Genomic DNA, 17,238 nt, shown 5'->3' with positions numbered 1-17,238 from the left:
CGGGCCGCCACCGCCGAGGCCTCGAGCACCGCGGCCAGCCCGCACACCGCGGGGGTGTCGAACACCGCGCGCACGTCCAGCTCGAAACCGAACTCGGCGTGAATGCGCGCCACCAGCTGATTGGCCAGCAGCGAATGGCCGCCGAGTGCGAAGAACGAGTCGTCCGCGCCGACGGCGTCGCGGCCCAGCAGTTGCCCGTAGAGAGCAGCCAGCCGAATCTCGGTGGCGGTGGCCGGTTCCCGGTACGGTCGCGCCGCCAGCCGGATCGGCTCGGGCAGGGCGCGGCGGTCCAGTTTGCCGTGCTCGGTCAGCGGAATCGCCTCGATGACCGCGAACGTGGTGGGCACCATGTACTCCGGCAGGGAGGCGGCCGCGTGCGCGCGCACCGAATCCAGCTCCACGACTTCGGGATCGGCGACCAGATAGGCGGCCAGCACGGGCCCCAGGGCCGCATCGCCGACCAGGGCGACCACGCAGTCGCGCACGTGCGGGTGCGTGGTCAGCGCGGCCTGCACCTCGCCGAGCTCGATGCGGTGACCGCGCACCTTCACCTGATCGTCGGCGCGGCCCACGAACTCCAGCGCACCCGCCGAATCACGCCGCGCCAGATCGCCGGTGCGGTACAGGCGGGCGCCCGGGGTGAACGGATCGGCGACGAAACGCTCGGCCGTCGCCGCGGCACGCCCGGCGTAGCCGCGTGCCAATTGTGGCCCACCCAAATAGATCTCACCGGTCACGCCTGGCGGGACCAGGCGCATGCGGGCGTCGAGCAGATACAGGTCCACATTGCGGTTCGGCCCGCCGATGGGCACGATCCGGCTGCCCTGCGGCCCCCCGACCCGCTGATGGGTGACGCTGACCACGGCCTCGGTCGGGCCGTAGTGATTGCGCAACTCCGCATCCAGCACGCCCGCGAAACGATCGGCGATGTCGCCGGGCAACGGCTCCCCGCCGACGGGCACCAAACGCAGTGTGCGCCAATCTTTTACCTGCGGCAGCGACAGGAAGGTGCGCAGCAGGGAGGGCACCATGTGCAGGACCGTGACGCCGTAGCGGGTGATCAGCTCGGCGATGTAGGCCAGGTCGGAGAATCCGCCCGGTCGCGGAACGATCAGGCGCGCACCGAGAGTCAGGGTGACGAAGACGTCCAGCAGCGAGGCGTCGAAGCTGACCGATGCCGCCTGCAACAGGCGGTCCTCGGCGGTCATGCCCCACTGGGCGGTGAAACCGACCAGATGATCGGCGATCGCGGCATGCGACACCGGAACACCCTTGGGGCGGCCGGTGGAACCGGAGGTGTAGATGACGTAGGCCAGATTGCCGGGGCGCAAGGGGCGCAGGCGATCCGCGTCGTTCGGGTCGTGCGGCGGCAGATCGGCCGCCTGCTCCTCGGCGGCATCCAACTCCACCCGGCCCAGCACCAGGCGGGGCCGGGCGTCGGCGATGAGGAAGTCGATGCGCTCGTCCGGGTAGGACGGATCGATCGGGAGGTAGGCGGCGCCGGATTTGAGCACCGCGAGCACGGCGACCACGAATTCCACCGAATTCGACAGCCGCAGCGCCACCACGTCCTCGGTGCCCACACCCTGGCTGATCAGCCAGTGCGCCAGCCGATTCGCGCGGCGATTCAGGTCGTCGTAAGTCAGTCGCAGGTCGTCCCCGTCGGCGGTGCCGTCACCACCCCTCCGCCCGGTGGCGGCCGGTGTGCGCGTCAAAGTCACCGCCGAAGCGCCCGGTGCGATCAGCGCTGTCGTATCGGCGGACAGGCGGGCGCGTTGTTCGAACAGAGCGACCAGAGTCGTCGGCAGGACCGGGACACGTTCGCCACGGGAGCGAGCCAGCACGTCGGCGCGCTCGGCCGCATCGAGCAGATCGAGCGCGCCCACCGGCCGCTCCGGACGCGCCACACCCTCGCTCAACAGCCGCACGTAGTGCACGAGCAGCGCGTCCATTAACTCCGGGGTGAAGCGCCCGGCCGCGTACTCGGCCTCCAGGTACGCGCCCTCACCGTCGCGGATCACGGTGAGCCGCAAAGGCACCCGCGGCGCGGGGCTCTCCAGCTCGAGGCGGGCGGCGACCACGCCCTCCAGGTCGAGGCCGGCCGGCGCGTGCCGGACGCCGAAGCCCAAGCGGACCAGGTGGGCGAGGCCGTCACGGTCCACGCTGCGGTCGGGATTGATCGCGTGCACCACCCGGTCGATGCCGACCTGCCGGTACTCGTACGCCCTGGTCCACGAATTGTCTACCGCCGCAGCGAAATAGGCGAACGACAGGGCCGCCTCGACAGCCGCGCGCAGCACGACGGTATTGCCGAAGTATCCGATCGGAGCGCCCGGGTCGGCCGGGGCCGAACGCTCGTCACGCGTCGTGACGGGCACCGCCACCAGGAAATCCACGGCGCCGGTGTAGCGGTAGGCCAGCACGTCGAAGGCGGCCAGCAGCACCGAGAACGCGCTGATGCCCCGGGCGTCGGCGAATTCGTCGACCCGCACGGCCAATTCGCGTGGCAGCTCCCGCACCGACCGCCGCGACCGAGCGGCCCCCGCGTCGGCGGAGACGGCGGTACCGGGCAGCTCCAGCGGCTCCGGGATCGGCAACAACTCGCGCCGCCAAAACTCGAGCGCGGCTTCGCTGCTGACTTGCGCGCGGGGCGAGACGGCCGGCGAAGCGACCGATTCGGATCGCCGCTCAGAATTCGCGTCAGCCAGTTCCCCTGCCACGCATGATGTCTCGACCGCCGCCATGTGCTCGGGGGCGCGGACGCAGGTCAGGTAAGGGCGGGCCGGAGCGGCGGGCAGCTTGCCGTTGTACGCGGTAGTGAGGTCGCGGGCGAAGATCTCCCAGGATTCGTCGTCCCAGCACAGAGCGTGGGCGACCACGGCGAAGACGTATTCGTCACCGCCCGTGCGGAACAGGGCGAAGCGGATCGGCGGGCGCGCGGCGGGGTCGAAAGCCTCGGCCGCGACACGGCGGATCAGCACTTCGGCCCGGCGGGCACGCCGCACGGGAGACAGGCTCGACAGATCGTCCTCGTGCCAGTCGGGATCGGCGATCGGCGAAATCACCTGGTAGGGCTCGCCGTCCGCGGCACTGCCATAGGTGGTGCGCAAAATCTCGTGGCGCGCGACGACATCCGCGACCGCGGCGCGCAGCAGGCTCGCGTCCAGGTCACCGGTCAGGCGGTAGGTGATCGCGATGGTCAAGCTGCTGTCGCCGGGAGCGCGCGTCTGCAGGAACCAGGCCCGGCGCTGCCCGGAGGTCAATGCGTACCGCATGTCGGTGTCCGCGTCGTCCGCGACGGTGGACATGCTCGGTCTCATTCCGGCGAATCGGTGAGATAGCCGCCGCGCGCGAAGAATTCGGCGCCATCGTGTTCCACGCCGTCGGCGGTGCGCACCCGGGTGAGGACCAGGCCGTGATTGTGGCCGCGTCGCGGATCCGGCCCGCACACCACCGTGCCGCCGCCCTCCTGCACGATCACCCGGCCGGCGGTGCCGCCGTAGCGCGCCTCGGAAATCCGCGCGCCCAGCACCTCGATCCGCTCACCGCGGTAGTAGGAGAACGCCGCCGGGTACGGCGCGGCGAGCGCCCGCACGAAACGCTCCAGATCGACCGCGTCCCACGACCAATCGATGCGGCTGTCGCGTTCGGAGCGCTTGTGGAAGTAGGTGCGCTCGGCCTTGTTCTGCGGCGTCCATTCGGCGGTGCCGTCGACCAGCGCGCGCAGTGCCTCGTGCACCGCGCCGGGAATCAATTCCATTCCGGCGCGCACCAATTCTGGGCCGGTGGCATCGGCGGGGATGGGCAGGCGGTGCTGGACCAGGATGTCGCCGGTGTCGAGCTGCTCGTCCATGCGGTGCACGGTGAGCCCGAACTCCTCGGCGCCGCTGATCAGCGCCCACAGCACCGGGGAGAAGCCGGTGAACTTGGGCAGCAGCGAATCGTGCAGGTTGAGGGTGCCGTGCGGGGGCAGCTTGTAGAGCTCCGGCGGCATCCACGTGTACCAGCTGTTCACCACGATCACATCGGGTTCCGCGCGTTTGACCAGGTCGATGGTCTCGGCGTCGGCCCGCTCGGTGAGGTGTACCGGAATGCCGTGCGCACGCGCCAGCTCCTCGACGGATTCGTCGAAGATCGCCTTGTAGGACGACTCGCTGGCCGGATGCGTGACCGCGAGCACCACCTCGTGTTCCGAATCGATCAGCGCCTGCAGGGTTTTCCGCCCCCAGGTCTGGAAACCGAACGACACGATACGCATGAACCGAACCTCATCTCCTCGAAGTAAGGCAAGCCTAGCCTACTTTCGAAGCGAGGAAACCCCTACCCCAGCGCCAGACCGAGCGGTCTCGCTCACAGTCGGCGAATTTCCGGCGACCGGCATCGAGGACAGCACTCGATCCGAGAGTTCGCCCAGGCAGCTCAGATTCGGGAAACCCGGACCCTGCGTCAGCGCGGCCAGGTTCGGCAGGAACAGCTTCGACTCCAGGCCGGAGACGGCCAGGTCGTAGCCGATCGTGGCCTCGATGCGGGCCTGGGTCGGCGGACCGCCGACCGCCAGTTCCAGCAGATCCGCGGCATCGGAATCGAACAGCTCGAGAAACCACAGCGGCTGGCCACCCGTCGCGTCCACCACCAGGTCGAAGGCGTGCACCTCGTCCGGTCGCGGCGAATTGCGCAGTGTCAGCGTCACTCCCGGCCCGTCGTCGGCCACCCGCACCACCCGGCCCTGCAGATGGTGCACCCGGTTGTCGCCGAGCAGGCTCTCCTGCACGCGCACCGAGAACACGCCGCGATCGGTGCGGCGGATGACGTCGCGGCGCTGCTCGACGCTCAGGCCCGACCACTTGCCCGGGTCGCTGTAGAGGGAGTTCTCGAAGAAGCTCTCGCCGCGGGTGTAGAGCGTGGCCATCGGCGAGATCACCGACACCGTGAGCATCTCGTGGCGCACCAGCTCGTCCAGCGCCGAACCCGCGGTCTCACCGCCGCCGATCACCGCGACCCGCGAGGACACCGGCAGCTCCCGGCGGCCCGCCAGCTCCCAGAAATCCTGGATGCTCAGTACTTTCGGATGCCGCGCCAGGGCGCGATTGCTGCGGCCGGGGCCGGTGATCATGAGTTCGTCGGCGTCGATGCGGGTCATCGCGCCGGCCGCGCCGGTCACCGACACCTGCCAGCCGGCGGCGGCCGGGGAGATCGAGGTCACCCGGCCCGCCACCGGATCCAGCCCAATGCGATGCCCCACCCACTGCAGGTATTTCGCCCAGACGTGATGCTGCGGGCTGGGCCGGCCGCGGTCGATCCATTCGGCGTAGCCGCCCTGGTCGACCAGGAACGACGTCCAGCTGAAAGCCTGCATGGCCGCGTCGATTTCACGGTTGCGGCCGCGTGCGAAGGTCGAGCGGTAGGGGAAGCCGACGTCTTTCTCCGGGCTGGTCCCCAGCCGGTGGCGGCCGTCGGTCCAGCCGCCGCTGGGCAGCCAATTGCCGCCCACCGCATGTGGTTCGACCACCACGACACGGGGCGCGGGCAGTCCCAGTTCCCGCAGGACGTGCGCTTTCGCGGCCACCGCAAGGGCTTTGGGCCCCGCGCCGACGACCAGAAGTGTTCTCACCGGTTCACACTCACTCTCTCGCAACCGCTCGGCGATCGCGTCACATGCCGCGGGATCGCCTCCCATGTTTGCATAGGCTTACCTTATATTGCATGGTGTTGCCAGAGCGTCGCTCGCCGGCGCACCGCAGAAAACGATGGGATGAACACATGCGCAGCACCACTCGAAACATGCTGGGAGCAGCGGTTATCGCCGCCGCGACCCTGGGCGGATTCCAGGCCGTGATCGTCGCGCCCGCCCAGGCCGCCCCGATCACCGCGCCGGTCCGCACCCAGCAGCCCGGCCTCGGCGATCTGCAGTCCAAGCTGCGGCTGGTCCTCGACACCGGCGCCTCGCGCTCGGCTCGCGCCGCGGAACTCGAGGCGGGCGAGGCCGGACTGCCGCTGATGGACCAGATCGGCAGCGTCATCAACACCGTGCCCAGCCTGCGCTGGGTGCTGGCCGGACCGGTGAACGTCAACGGCGACACCACGACCGCCAACCTGCAGGTCACCGTCGACGGGTACGGCACCTTCCCGAATATCGAACTCACCTGGCGCGAGATCGACGGCAGCTGGAAGCTGACCCGCGACAGCGAGTGCAGCGTCGCTTACTACGCCGGACTCGGCTGCAACCTCTGATCGCGTAAAGCACAGCGGGACAACGGCCCCGGAGCTGCTGCTCCGGGGCCACTGGCGTCTGCGGCTCAGGCGGACGCGGACTCCAGACGCCAGCCCGCGGCGCGGGTGCGCTCGTGCCAGAAGGCGGCGTAGCGACCGTCGAGGGCGAGCAGTTCGTCGTGGGTGCCGCGTTCGGCGATGCGGCCGGACTCCAGGAACAGGATCTGATCGGCGTGGGCGATGGTGGCCAGGCGATGCGCCACCACGATCACCGTGCGATCGCGGGTGAGTTCGTGGATGCCGCGCACCACCACCGCCTCGTTCTGCGGGTCGAGGGCGCTGGTGGCCTCGTCGAGCAGCACCACGGGGGCATCCTTGAGCAGGGCGCGCGCGATCGAGACCCGTTGGCGCTCACCACCGGACAGCGCCGCGCCACCCTCGCCCACGGGAGTGTCCCAGCCTTCCGGGAGCCGCTCGACGATCTCGTCGACGCGGGCCGCGGCGGCGGCGCGGCGCACCTGCTCGTCGGACGCGCCGGGGCGGCCGGCGCGAATGTTCTCCAGCACCGAACGGTTGAACAGGTAGACGTGCTGGAAGACCAGCGACACCTGATCCAGCAGGGTGTGCGACGGCTGGTCGCGAACGTCGTTGCCGCTCACCAGGACCCGGCCGGAGTCGACGTCGTGGAAGCGGGCGGCCAGGCGCAGCACCGTCGACTTGCCGGCGCCGCTGGGGCCGACGATCGCGGTCGTGGTGCCCGCCGGGACCGTGAACGACAGGTCCGACAGCACCTGCTCGCCGGTGCGGTAGCCGAAGCTCACCTGGTCGAAGACCACGGTCGGGGCGCCCGGTGTCACGTCCGAATCCGGCTGCGGCAGTGCGGGTTCCGCGAGCAGCGCCGAAATCCGCTCGGCCGCCGAGGTCGCTATGCGCAGGGCACCGCCCAGGGAGGCGGCCTGCGTCAGCGGCTCGATGAAACGCGCCGACACCGCGATCAGCGCGATGGCCGCGGCCGCCGAGATCGCGCCGCCGGTCACCCGGCCCACCACCAGATAGACCAGCACCAGGAAGATCGCCTGCACGCACAGCGAGAACACGATCAGGCCGGGCACGCTCGCGAACAGCAGGCCCGACACCGCCTTTCGCTGCCGCACCAGCGCCGCGTCCAGGGCCTTGTTGCCCGCGCCCACCGCGCCGAAGGACCGCAGCACCGGCTGCGCCTGCGAGAACTCCAGCACCCGGGCATTGGCCTCGGCCGACGCCTCGTGCATCCGCTCGTCGGCCGCGGCGTAGGAGCGGTTGGCCCACAGGTTCACCAGGTACAGCACCGGCGCGGCCACCAGCATGGCCAGGGAGATCCGCCAGTCCACCACCAGCATGCCGACCGCGACGCCCAGCGGCACGATCACACCGGACAGGAGGGGGCCCAGCAGGTAGGCGATCAGCCGCTGCACCTCGCGCACATCGTCGACGGTCAGGCGGGCCAGCTCCCCGGCATTGCGGGTCTCGAACCAGCCCAGCGGCAGCGCGTTGAGATGATCGCCCAGGCGGGTCTGCAAACCCCGCTGCATGCCGACGCCGATCCGCAGCCCGAAAACTGCCTGCGCGTAGCCGAATCCGATCACCCCGGCCACCGCGACCGCGAGCCCGGCCGCCCACCGCCAGGCGCGGCCGGTATCGCCGTCGAAGAGCGCTTGCAGCACCGGCACCAGCAGCACGTAGGCGGCGGCCTGGCACAGCGCCTGTGCCACGACGGCGATCAACAGGCGCGGGATCAGCGGCGCGAATTCCGTTGGCACCAGCGCGAACACCTTGCGAATCATCGGCTTCCCTCCAGCACCACGTTCAGCGCCTCCTCGTTGAGATCCCACAGCGAGCGATACAGCCCGCCGGCCGCCAGCAGCGATTCGTGATCGCCCTGTTCGGCCAGTACTCCGTTGTCCAGCACCAGAATTCGATCCACGCCGGTGATGGTGTGCAGGCGGTGCGCGATCACCAGCACGGTGCGCCCGGCGACCAGCGCGGCCAGCGCGTCCTGCACCGCGGCCTCCGATTCGGGATCCGCGAAGGCGGTGGCCTCGTCCAGCACCAGGATCGGCGTGTCCGCGAGCAAGGTGCGGGCGATCGAAAGCCGTTGCGCCTCACCACCGGAGAGCGTGGCGTCGACACCGATCTCGGAGTCGTAGCCGCGCGGCAGGGCCAGGATGCGCTCGTGAATCTGCGCGGCACGGGCGGCCGTCTCGAGCGCCGCGTCGTCGGCGTCGGGGCGGCCCAGCAGCAGGTTGTCGCGGATGCTGCCGCGGATCAGGCGAACGTCCTGGAAGACGAAGCCGACGGTCTTGTACAGCTCGTCGGTCGGGAAGTCGCGAATGTCGCGGCCGCCGATGGTGATCCGGCCCGCCGTCACGTCGTAGAAGCGCGGCAGCAGCTTGGCCAGCGTCGACTTGCCCGAACCGCTGGGGCCCACCAGGGCGGTGATGGTGCCGGGCGCGAGTTCCAGATCGACGCCGCGCAGGACGTCGTGATCGGCGCGATATCCGAAGACGACACCGTCGAACCGCACCGCGCCGGGCGCACCCGGCTCCGCTCCGGATTCGGGTGCGCGGGAAGACAATTCGGGCGTCTGCATCAACTCGTGCAACCGCAGCGCCGCGTCCCCGGCGGTGCGCAGCGCCTGCCCGGCGTACCCCAGCCCCATGAGCGAGCTGCCCAGGCCCAGGCCGACCAGCAGGAACGGCAGGACGTCCAGCGGCTCGATCCAGCCCGCGCCGACGCCGGTCAGGCCCGCCAGCACCACCAGCAGCATGACGAACACCGGCGACAGCGCGGCGTCGGAGATCGACTGCACGGTGATGTAGGGCATCTTGAACCGCCGCAGGCTCTCGGTCTGATGCTCGACCGCGTCCTGGAAGTCGCTGTGCGCCTTGCCCGCCCGGCCGAAGGCGCGCACGACCTGGATGCCGTCGACGAATTCGACGGTGGCCTCGCGGGTGCGCTGCTCGGACAGGTTGTAGGCCAGAATGCGTTCGCGCCCGGCCTCGTCCATCATCACGCGCATGCACAGCGCGTAGATCACCAGCGGCACCAGCAGCGCCAGCGCCAGCCGCCAGTCGACGGTGAACAGGTAGATCAGGGTGACCAGCGGAATCGTGACGCCGCCGACGAAATCCAGCCGGGCGTGCGCGACCAGGTAGTGCAGCGCCTCCACATCGTCGTGCAGATACTTCTTCACCTCCGAGGAGGTGCGAATCCCGAACCAGCCCAGCGGAACCCGGGTCAGCTTCGCGGCGAGCAGGCGGCGCAGGGTGAGCTGGTAGCCGGCGTCCACACTGTGGGTCCAGGTGAGCACGGCGGCCTGCAGCAGCGCGCGGGCCACCAGCACCAGCACCGCGATCAGCAGCAGCCGCCACACCCGGTCGGTGTCGACCGGCGTGCCCAGCAGTTCCCGGCACGCGGACACGATCAGCAGGAACGGGACCACCGCGCACACCGAGGCCACCGCGTAGATCAGACCGGCCACCGACAACGTGGTGGCCACCGGCGCCAGGATCTCCTTGCGCGCCTGCCGTTCTCGCTCGCGCCGGGCTTTCGCCTCGACCGTCATCAGTCCGCCTCCCACCGTCGTCGGTCCGGCGCTCCCGCGAGCGCCGCCGAGAAGATAGGTTAGGCTAACTTTCGTTCGGCCACCACACCCGGCCGCTACCGGCTCAGCGCGGCACCTTGGCGGTCAGCTTCTTTCCGCTGGCGTCGTGGACCATGCAGGTGACCCGGCCGTTGAATTTGTTCCACTGCGTCTCGTTGGCCGGGTAGAGGATGAAGGTCTCCAGCTGGTCGTACATCGAGCTGCTCGACAGCGCCTTGTCGATCGCGTCCGTGCAGGCGTCGTTGGCCTTGCCGAAGGAGGCGTCCAGCGAACCCGGCCAGCTGCCGGGCAGATGCACCTGGGTGATGACCTCGGCATCGTGCGGGGAATCGCAGGGCAGGACCGTCACCTTGCGAATGTGGTTGTTCTCCTCCACCGTCTGCAGGCAGTCGCCGGTCTTCACATCGTCGACGGAGATGGAGGTCGGCGAATCCGGCAGCGCGGACGTGCGCGTCACATTGTCCTGCGAGGCCGAGTTGCTCGAGTCGGTCGCCAGCCCGATGGCGAAGAGGAGGACCACGACCAGCGCCCACACACCCGACAGGATCAGACCCGCGATGGCCAGTCCACGACCGCCCTGATTGCGCGTCTTGATCTGGTTCAGCGCGATGAAACCGAACGGGATCGACAACAGGCACACGCCGAAGATGCCCAGGATCAGCGACGCGATGGCGAAACCGTTCGTGCCCTGCGGCGGGCCCGGCACCCCGTATCCCGGCGGATAGGCGGGCGGATACCCCAGCTGACCGGGCTGCGCGTAATAAGGCTGATCTTGCGGGTAGTAACCCTGATTCGGATCCGGCTGACCCGGCTGCGGGTACTGGCCGGGCTGCGGGTACTGGGGATAGCTCGGGTCCGGCTGACCCGCCTGCGGGTAGTACGGCTGGTTCGGGTCCGGCTGGCCCGGCACACCCTGCGGCTGTTGGTCATTCGGATACACGAGACCCCCGATCGTTCATTGGGAACCCGGACATTCCAGGCGTGGGCCAACCGTACCCCCTGGTCGGCGCAAACCCGGGGACTAGGGTTTGGCGAGTGAGACGCCGTCAGCAACCCCCGCTACCCAAGCGGCACGGACTGGATCCGGCCCGGTTGCGACTGCCCGAAACCGGCGACTGGACGACCATTCGCGACCACCTGGTCGAGCGATTGCCGCGGGTTCGCCCCGAACGCATCGACGAACTGCTGCGCGAGGGCGGCATCGTGGACCTGGACGGACCGATCGCCCTCGACACGCCGTACGCGCCCGGCGGTGCGGTGTGGTTTCACCGGGATCTGCCCGAGGAGACCGAGGTCCCGTTCCCGATCGGCATCGTGCACCGCGACGCGGACATCCTGGTCGTGGACAAGCCGCATTTCCTCGCGACCATCCCGCGCGGGCAGCACATCCTGCAGACCGCGCTGGTGAAGCTGCGCCGCGAACTGGATCTGCCCGACCTGGTTCCGGCGCATCGACTCGACCGGGTCACCGCCGGGCTGGTGCTGTTCATCGTGAATCCGGCGCGGCGCGGGGCGTATCAGACCATGTTCCACGAACGCCTCGTCCGCAAGGAGTACGAGGCCATCGCGCGGGTGGATCCGGCGCTGCGGTTGCCGCGCACGATCGTCAGCCGGATCGTCAAGGAGCGACAGGTGTTGCGCGCCTTCGAGACCGAGGGCGAACCCAATGCCGAGACCCTGGTCGAACTGGTCGAGCAACGCGACGGGCTGGGCCGCTACCGGCTCTCGCCGCGCACCGGGCGCACCCATCAGCTGCGACTGCACATGAACAGCCTCGGCATCCCGATCCTGGGCGACGACTTCTATCCCGAGCTCACCGACAAGCCCGTCGACGACTACACGCGGCCGTTGCAGTTGCTGGCGGCGGTGCTGGAATTCACCGATCCGATCACCGGCGCGCCGCGGCGGTTCGAAACCGGGCGCACCCTGCAAGCCTGGGACGATCACGAGGGCTGGACCCACGGGCGCTGACCTGCGCGGGCAGCGGGGTTGACCACATTCGAAGCGCTTTCCAAGGATCCGCTCGTAGACTGGCCGCGATGTCTCGAAACGATAACGGCGCGGTCGCGCCGGTCTCCCCCGGTCACCGACTGCACGCCTACGTGGATGTGGCGGTCGTTGTCGTCGTTCTGATCGGAACGAACCTCATCGCCCACTTCACCAATCGGTGGGCCAGCATCCTGTCGGTGCCGATCGCCGCGGTGATGCTGGTGGCCCTGGTCCGCCGGCGCGGACTCGGCTGGGCGGAACTGGGACTGTCGCCGCGGCAGTGGCGGCGCGGATCACTGTGGGCGCTGGCCGCGGTGGGAGTGGTACTGGCCGCGGTCGCGCTCGGCGCGGCACTGCCGTTCACCCGGCCGTTCTTCCTCAACGACCGCTATGCCGCGATCTCCGGCGCGCTCATCGCGTCCATGATCGTGATCCCGCTGCAGACGGCCATCCCCGAAGAACTCGCCTTCCGCGGCGTGCTGCACGGCACCCTGGATCGGGTGGCCGGGGCGCGCGGCGTATTCGCCGCCGGCTCACTGCTTTTCGGGCTCTGGCACATCGCCTCGTCACTCGGATTGACCAGCGGTAACAAGGGGCTGAGCGGATTCCTGGGCGGCGGACCCGCCGGGCAGATCCTCGGCATCGGGCTGGCGGTGCTGGCGACCGCCGGCGCGGGCGTGGTGTTCACCTGGCTCCGGCGGCGCAGCGGCAGCCTGCTCGCACCCATCGCCTTGCATTGGGCGGTCAATGGCGCGGGCGCGCTGGCCGCGGCGGTGGTCTGGCATGTGACCACCCGCTAGGCAGGGGGGCCGGCTGACCTGGGAACAGAGGATTACGGTCAGCCGGCCCGGGACGGTCCGGGGCGGCGAGGCCACCACCGAACCGAGTTCGGCCGACCGCGGTGGTTCCGCGGTCGGCCGAACTGTATCGGGTGTCCAGTTGTACGCGTGGCACTTTCGGGAAAATAGTGAAACGCGTTTCTGTCACATGCGCTCAGTGGCGCGAGCCGTCACCCACCGCATCGCTGAACTCGTTGTCCCAGTTGACCGATTCCCGCTCGGCGTCGGCGCCGTGACCCGGCCACCAGGCGCGGCGGCCGATGAGGGCCGTCACCGCCGGGGTGAAGAACATGGCCATGACGAACGCGGCGATGGCGATGCCGACCGAGATCGCGAAACCCATCGAACTCAGGACGTTGTTGCCCGCCAACATCATCGAGGCGAAGGTGCCCGCCAGGATGACACCGGCCGCCGCCACCGTCGGACCCGTGTGCCGCAGCGCCAGCGCGGCGGCGCGATGCGGATCGTGACCCTCGCGGGCCTCCTCCCGCAGCCGGGCGACCATGAGGATGTTGTAGTCGGTGCCGAGCGCGACCACGAACAGGTACATGATCAGCGGCAAGGTGAAGATCAGACCCGAATTCCCCTGCGCGTGCTGGAAGACCAGCACCGCCGAGCCCAGTGTCGCGGCGAAGCCGAGGAACACCGAGGCCATCAGGTACCAGGGTGCGACCAGACTGCGCAGCAGCAGCGCGAGCACGATCATGATGAGAATGGCCGCCACCGGGAACACCACCGTGTAGTCACGGTTCATGGCGTGCTGGAAGTCGACGAACACCGAGGTCATGCCGCCGACCACGGCCGAGGTGCCGACCGGGGCCGCCGAATGCGCGGTATCGCGCAGCGGACCCTTCACCGTCGCGAGGGCGGCATCGGATTCGGGCTTGTCGGCCAGCGTCACTTGGTATTCCGCCACCGTGTTGTCCGCGGACAGGGCGGGCTTCGCGCCGACCTCGCCCACACCCTTCACCCCGCGCAGGGCAGTGGCGAAGGTGTTCAACTCGTCCGCGCTCAGCGCGCCGTGCTGGCTCTGCAGGTACACCTGGGAGGGCTGGGTGCTGCCCGCGGGCATGCCCTTGAGCAATTCCTTGCCGTAGACCGTGGATTCGGAGGAATCCGAGGTCGAACCCGACGACAGGTCGAAGGTCGGGTTGAAGCCGAAGGCGAAGACGCCCAAGGCGATCAGCAGCGCGCCCGAGGCCGCCGCGAACACCGCCGGGCGCTTGCCCAGCGCGGTCCCGACCGCCGCGAAACGCGCGCCCTTCGGCTCGTGCTGCCACGCCTTCGACGGCCAGAACACCTTGGTGCCCAACAGGGAAACGATCGCCGGGATCAGGGTGAGCCCGGCCAGCAGGGTCACCGCCACCGCGATCGCCAGCGCCACCCCCATCGAACGGAACATGCCCAGGGTGGACAGCGTCAGCGCGCCGAAGGCGATGATCACCGCCGCGGCCGCCGAGGTGATGGCCTCACCGACGCGGGTGACCGCGTTGACCACGGCCGTCTTGGCGTCGTCACCGGCGCGCAGGCGTTCCCGGAACCGGAACATCAGGAACAGGATGTAGTCGGTGCCGACGCCGAAGAGCACCACCACCAGCAGCGACTCGACCGAACTGTCGATCTTGAGGTTGAAGGCGTCACTCACGATGCCGAGCAGGCCGTTCACCATCGGGGACACCACGAGGAAGATCACCAGGATGGGCAGCAGCGCGATGATCGGACTGCGGAAGATGACCAGCAGCAGCACCAGGATCAGCAGCACCGTGGCGATGCCGATGATGATCAGGCCCTTCTTGCTGGAATCCTGCTGATCGAGGTTCTGGGCCGCGGTGCCGGTCACGCCGGCCTTCAACTCGGTCCCGTTGACCTGCTGCTTCAGCGAATCGCGCAGGGACTTCACCGCATCGGACTGACGATTGTCGCTGGGGCTGGTGACCTTGGTCATCTCCACCGCGACCACTTCCACCGCCCGGTTGCCCGACGGGGGCACCGCCTGAATCCCGGTGACATCCTTGATCTTCTGGTCCGACAGCTTGGCGGCGGCGGACTGCACCGCCGCGGTGTCGGCATCGGTCATCGGTGCGCCGTCGGAGCGTTCGAACACGATGAGCGCGGCCGGGGTGCTGCTGTTCGGAAAGGCCTTCTGCTGCAACTCCATCGCCTGGATGGACTCGTAATGCGAAGGCAGGAAGTCGGATTGGTCGGTGGTCGCGGTGAGCTTCGGCGCGGTCGCGACGACCGCGACGATGGCTATCGCCCAGGCGGCGATCACCAGCCACGGGAATCGGACGACGAAGCGCCCCAATCGAGAGAACATGCGGGAGAAGTCCTTTCCGGGTTCGGCCGCAGCGTGTGTTCAGTTGTCGCTAGATATCCAGGACCTGCGTGGACGGGTTCTCCACCACGTCGGCGACGATGCGATAGACCTTCGCCGGTACCCGATCACGCAACTCCCCCAGCGAGTCCACGATCTCGAGTGTGAAGTCGCCATAGCCATCCTCGTTCAAACCGAGCATCTCGCGCCAGTTCTTAAAGCCCTTGGCCCAGTTCACGATCGGCGAGTAGTCCGAGGAATCGGAGTTGTTCTTGGCCACCAGGAACTCGTCGCGCTTCTCCTGAGCAGCGTGTTTGGTGGCGGTGGCGAAGTCGTTCCAGTCGATGATGTGGCGGTGCACGACCAGCTTGCCCTTGCGGCTCTGGTAGACGTGGATGGTCTCGCTGCCCTCGGCGGTGACGCGGTGCGCCTGCGACAGCTGCCGGCCCACGAAGCGCTGGCTGCGGCCGCCGCCGGGCCCGACGCGCAGGGTGATCTCGGACATGCCCTCGGGGAGGGAGTCTACGACCAGGTCGGTGGTGGGGGCCTCTTTGTCGAATTCGGCCTTGTCGAAGTCCATGGGATGCTCCAAATCATCAGAGGATGCGCATATTGGCATGCGTGTACAACACGGCGGTGCGGGTGCATTTCCGCTGTGCCGCAGTGCTTCTCAGGGTGCGCCGGACCGTGAAATCCGTCTTCACAGACTATAAGTAGACGTATACGTATAGCGCAACCCTGAGCCGACCCTGAACTTTGCCGGAGACTCCCCTGACCTAGCGGCCGCGCCGTTTGCCCGGCTGTTTGCCGCCCTGCCGCGACTTGGCCGCGGCCTTGTTGGCCACGGGCTTCTTGGCCGGCGGCTTCTTCTTCGCGGGCTGGCCCTGCTTGCCCGGCCGGCCCGACGGCGACCGCGAACTGCGCTGCGAACGGCCGCGCACCACCCCGACGAACTCCTCCACCAGTTCGGTGGTCCGGTCCGCGGGCCAGGCCAGCGCGACCTCGGTCTCCGGCACGTCGGTGACCGTGCGATAGACCAGATCCTTGCGATGATGCAGGCGCGCGATGGAATGCGGGACGATCGCCGCACCGCTCACCGCGGCCACCAACTCCATCGTCATGGCGGCCTCGTCCAGATCCGCGGCGTCCTGCATGCGCTCGTCGACGAGATCCTTCGTCGCGACCTGCTCGAACACCGCGATCGGATGATCCTTGGGCACCACGACCACGGGCAGTTCGCGATACAGCGGGATGGCGCTCATCCCGTCCGTGTCGATCGGCAGGCGCACGAAGCACATGTCGACCGCGCCCGTGCGCAGGGCCGTCTCCTGCTCCTTCATCGGAACCGGGATGAGCGCCAAGGCGATATCGGGATAGCGCTCGGCCCAGATTCGCTCCCATTTGGTGACGGTCACGCCGGGCACGAAACCGACCCGCAGCCGCTCGGCCGCGTCCGGGCTCGGGGCCGGCTGCTCGACCACGGTCGCGAGCACGGCCCGCGCCTCGTCCAGCACCGCCTGTCCGTCCGCGCTCAATTGGGTCGGCTGGGCGCCGGGCACGAACAGTTTCGTTCCGAGTTCCTGCTCCAATTCGATGACCGCCGCGCTCAATCGCTGTCGCGCGATGCCGAGGCCGCGGGCCGCCCGGGCGAAATGCAATTCCTCGGCAACCGCGACGAACCAGCGCAGGCGCGTCACGTCGATGGACTCCAACCGGCTCATGCTGCCCAGGTTATTGCACCGGCCAGCGGCTACGTCCCGCGCGCCGGATACCCTTGTCCGGTGAGCCCGGACAAGAACCCCCAGACCATGAAGCCGCTGACCGCGGCCGACAAACTCGGCATCTACCTCCCGGCAACCCCCGAGGAGTTCCGGAACTCACCCGTCACCCGCGCCCAGCTCGAAGAGCTGCGCACCAACCCGCCGGAATGGCTGACCGAACTGCGCAAGAACGGTCCCTTCCCGCGCGACGTGGTGGCCCGCAGGCTCGGCATCTCCAATTCCGGGCTGGCCCGCAACGACATCTCCGACGCCCTCACCGCCGCCGAAATCGACGCCCTGCTCGCCGACCCGCCGGCCTGGCTGGTACGCGAACGCGAGAACCTCCTCGAGGTCCGCAAGGAAGCCGAACGCGTCAAGGAGAAGGAGGCGGCCCGCCGCGCCGCCTCCAACCGTCCGGCCAAGAACCGCTTCGGCGAAGGCAAATAGCTCGCCGCGGCGAATGTCTCAGCCTGCGCAGGTGTC

Annotated in this window: 12 protein-coding genes and 1 pseudogene; 4 read left to right on the top strand and 9 right to left on the bottom strand. The window is 68.9% G+C overall.

The window, feature by feature from the left end; genetic code table 11:
• Positions 1 to 23 precede the first annotated feature (23 nt).
• The 3 genes and pseudogenes from D7D52_RS28605 to D7D52_RS28595 form a co-directional block, all read right to left on the bottom strand.
• Positions 24 to 3,275 (bottom strand): annotated as a pseudogene (locus D7D52_RS28605) (non-ribosomal peptide synthetase); the annotation flags it as partial.
• 41 nt (positions 3,276 to 3,316) lie between these two features.
• Positions 3,317 to 4,258, bottom strand: coding sequence for a methionyl-tRNA formyltransferase (locus tag D7D52_RS28600; RefSeq protein ID WP_120741298.1), 942 nt, complete (start codon positions 4,256 to 4,258; stop codon positions 3,317 to 3,319).
• Positions 4,259 to 4,297: 39 nt separating this feature from the next.
• Positions 4,298 to 5,611 (bottom strand): SidA/IucD/PvdA family monooxygenase, encoded by a 1,314-nt coding sequence (locus tag D7D52_RS28595; protein ID WP_246023357.1) that lies wholly within the window; start codon positions 5,609 to 5,611, stop codon positions 4,298 to 4,300.
• A 149-nt stretch (positions 5,612 to 5,760) separates the two neighbouring features.
• On the opposite strand from D7D52_RS28595, the gene D7D52_RS28590 reads away from it, so the two are divergent.
• Positions 5,761 to 6,231 carry an MTB12 C-terminal domain-containing protein gene (locus D7D52_RS28590; RefSeq protein ID WP_120741296.1) on the top strand — a complete coding sequence of 157 codons (471 nt, stop codon included), beginning with the start codon at positions 5,761 to 5,763 and terminating at the stop codon, positions 6,229 to 6,231.
• 65 nt (positions 6,232 to 6,296) lie between these two features.
• On the opposite strand, the gene D7D52_RS28585 is transcribed toward D7D52_RS28590, so the two are convergent.
• The 3 genes from D7D52_RS28585 to D7D52_RS39510 form a co-directional block, all read right to left on the bottom strand.
• The gene (locus D7D52_RS28585) at positions 6,297 to 8,033 is read right to left on the bottom strand and encodes an ABC transporter ATP-binding protein (RefSeq protein ID WP_120741295.1); all 1,737 of its coding nucleotides are present in this window, start codon (positions 8,031 to 8,033) and stop codon (positions 6,297 to 6,299) included.
• On the bottom strand, positions 8,030 to 9,814 hold the full coding sequence (locus tag D7D52_RS28580) for an ABC transporter ATP-binding protein (RefSeq protein WP_120741294.1): 1,785 nt from the start codon (positions 9,812 to 9,814) through the stop codon (positions 8,030 to 8,032). The genes D7D52_RS28585 and D7D52_RS28580 overlap by 4 nt, the downstream gene beginning before the upstream one ends.
• Before the next feature lie 103 nt (positions 9,815 to 9,917).
• On the bottom strand, positions 9,918 to 10,793 hold the full coding sequence (locus D7D52_RS39510) for a DUF4190 domain-containing protein (protein ID WP_120741293.1): 876 nt from the start codon (positions 10,791 to 10,793) through the stop codon (positions 9,918 to 9,920).
• A gap of 95 nt (positions 10,794 to 10,888) precedes the next feature.
• Here D7D52_RS39510 and D7D52_RS28570 point away from each other — a divergent pair, with 95 nt between their 5' ends.
• The gene (locus D7D52_RS28570) at positions 10,889 to 11,824 is read left to right on the top strand and encodes an RluA family pseudouridine synthase (protein ID WP_120741291.1); all 936 of its coding nucleotides are present in this window, start codon (positions 10,889 to 10,891) and stop codon (positions 11,822 to 11,824) included.
• Positions 11,825 to 11,892: 68 nt separating this feature from the next.
• Positions 11,893 to 12,642, top strand: a complete 750-nt coding sequence (locus D7D52_RS28565; protein ID WP_120741289.1) for a CPBP family intramembrane glutamic endopeptidase — start codon at positions 11,893 to 11,895, stop codon at positions 12,640 to 12,642.
• A gap of 193 nt (positions 12,643 to 12,835) precedes the next feature.
• Here D7D52_RS28565 and D7D52_RS28560 read toward each other — a convergent pair whose 3' ends face one another.
• The 3 genes from D7D52_RS28560 to D7D52_RS28550 form a co-directional block, all read right to left on the bottom strand.
• Positions 12,836 to 14,998 (bottom strand): MMPL family transporter, encoded by a 2,163-nt coding sequence (locus tag D7D52_RS28560; RefSeq protein ID WP_120741287.1) that lies wholly within the window; start codon positions 14,996 to 14,998, stop codon positions 12,836 to 12,838.
• 49 nt (positions 14,999 to 15,047) lie between these two features.
• Positions 15,048 to 15,575: an EXLDI protein gene (locus D7D52_RS28555; protein ID WP_162958621.1), complete on the bottom strand. Its 528-nt coding sequence runs from the start codon at positions 15,573 to 15,575 to the stop codon at positions 15,048 to 15,050.
• Between the two features lie 196 nt (positions 15,576 to 15,771).
• Positions 15,772 to 16,716: a LysR family transcriptional regulator gene (locus tag D7D52_RS28550; RefSeq protein WP_120741283.1), complete on the bottom strand. Its 945-nt coding sequence runs from the start codon at positions 16,714 to 16,716 to the stop codon at positions 15,772 to 15,774.
• A gap of 60 nt (positions 16,717 to 16,776) precedes the next feature.
• Between D7D52_RS28550 and D7D52_RS28545 the strand changes: the two genes are divergently transcribed.
• The gene (locus tag D7D52_RS28545) at positions 16,777 to 17,202 is read left to right on the top strand and encodes a DUF5997 family protein (RefSeq protein ID WP_120741281.1); all 426 of its coding nucleotides are present in this window, start codon (positions 16,777 to 16,779) and stop codon (positions 17,200 to 17,202) included.
• The last annotated feature ends 36 nt before the right edge of the window (positions 17,203 to 17,238 follow it).

This window comes from Nocardia yunnanensis, assembly GCF_003626895.1.
GTDB classification, from domain to species: Bacteria; Actinomycetota; Actinomycetes; order Mycobacteriales; family Mycobacteriaceae; genus Nocardia; species Nocardia yunnanensis.
The sequence above is the reverse complement of the archived record's forward strand: the minus strand, read 5'-3'. Positions and strand labels throughout refer to the sequence as shown.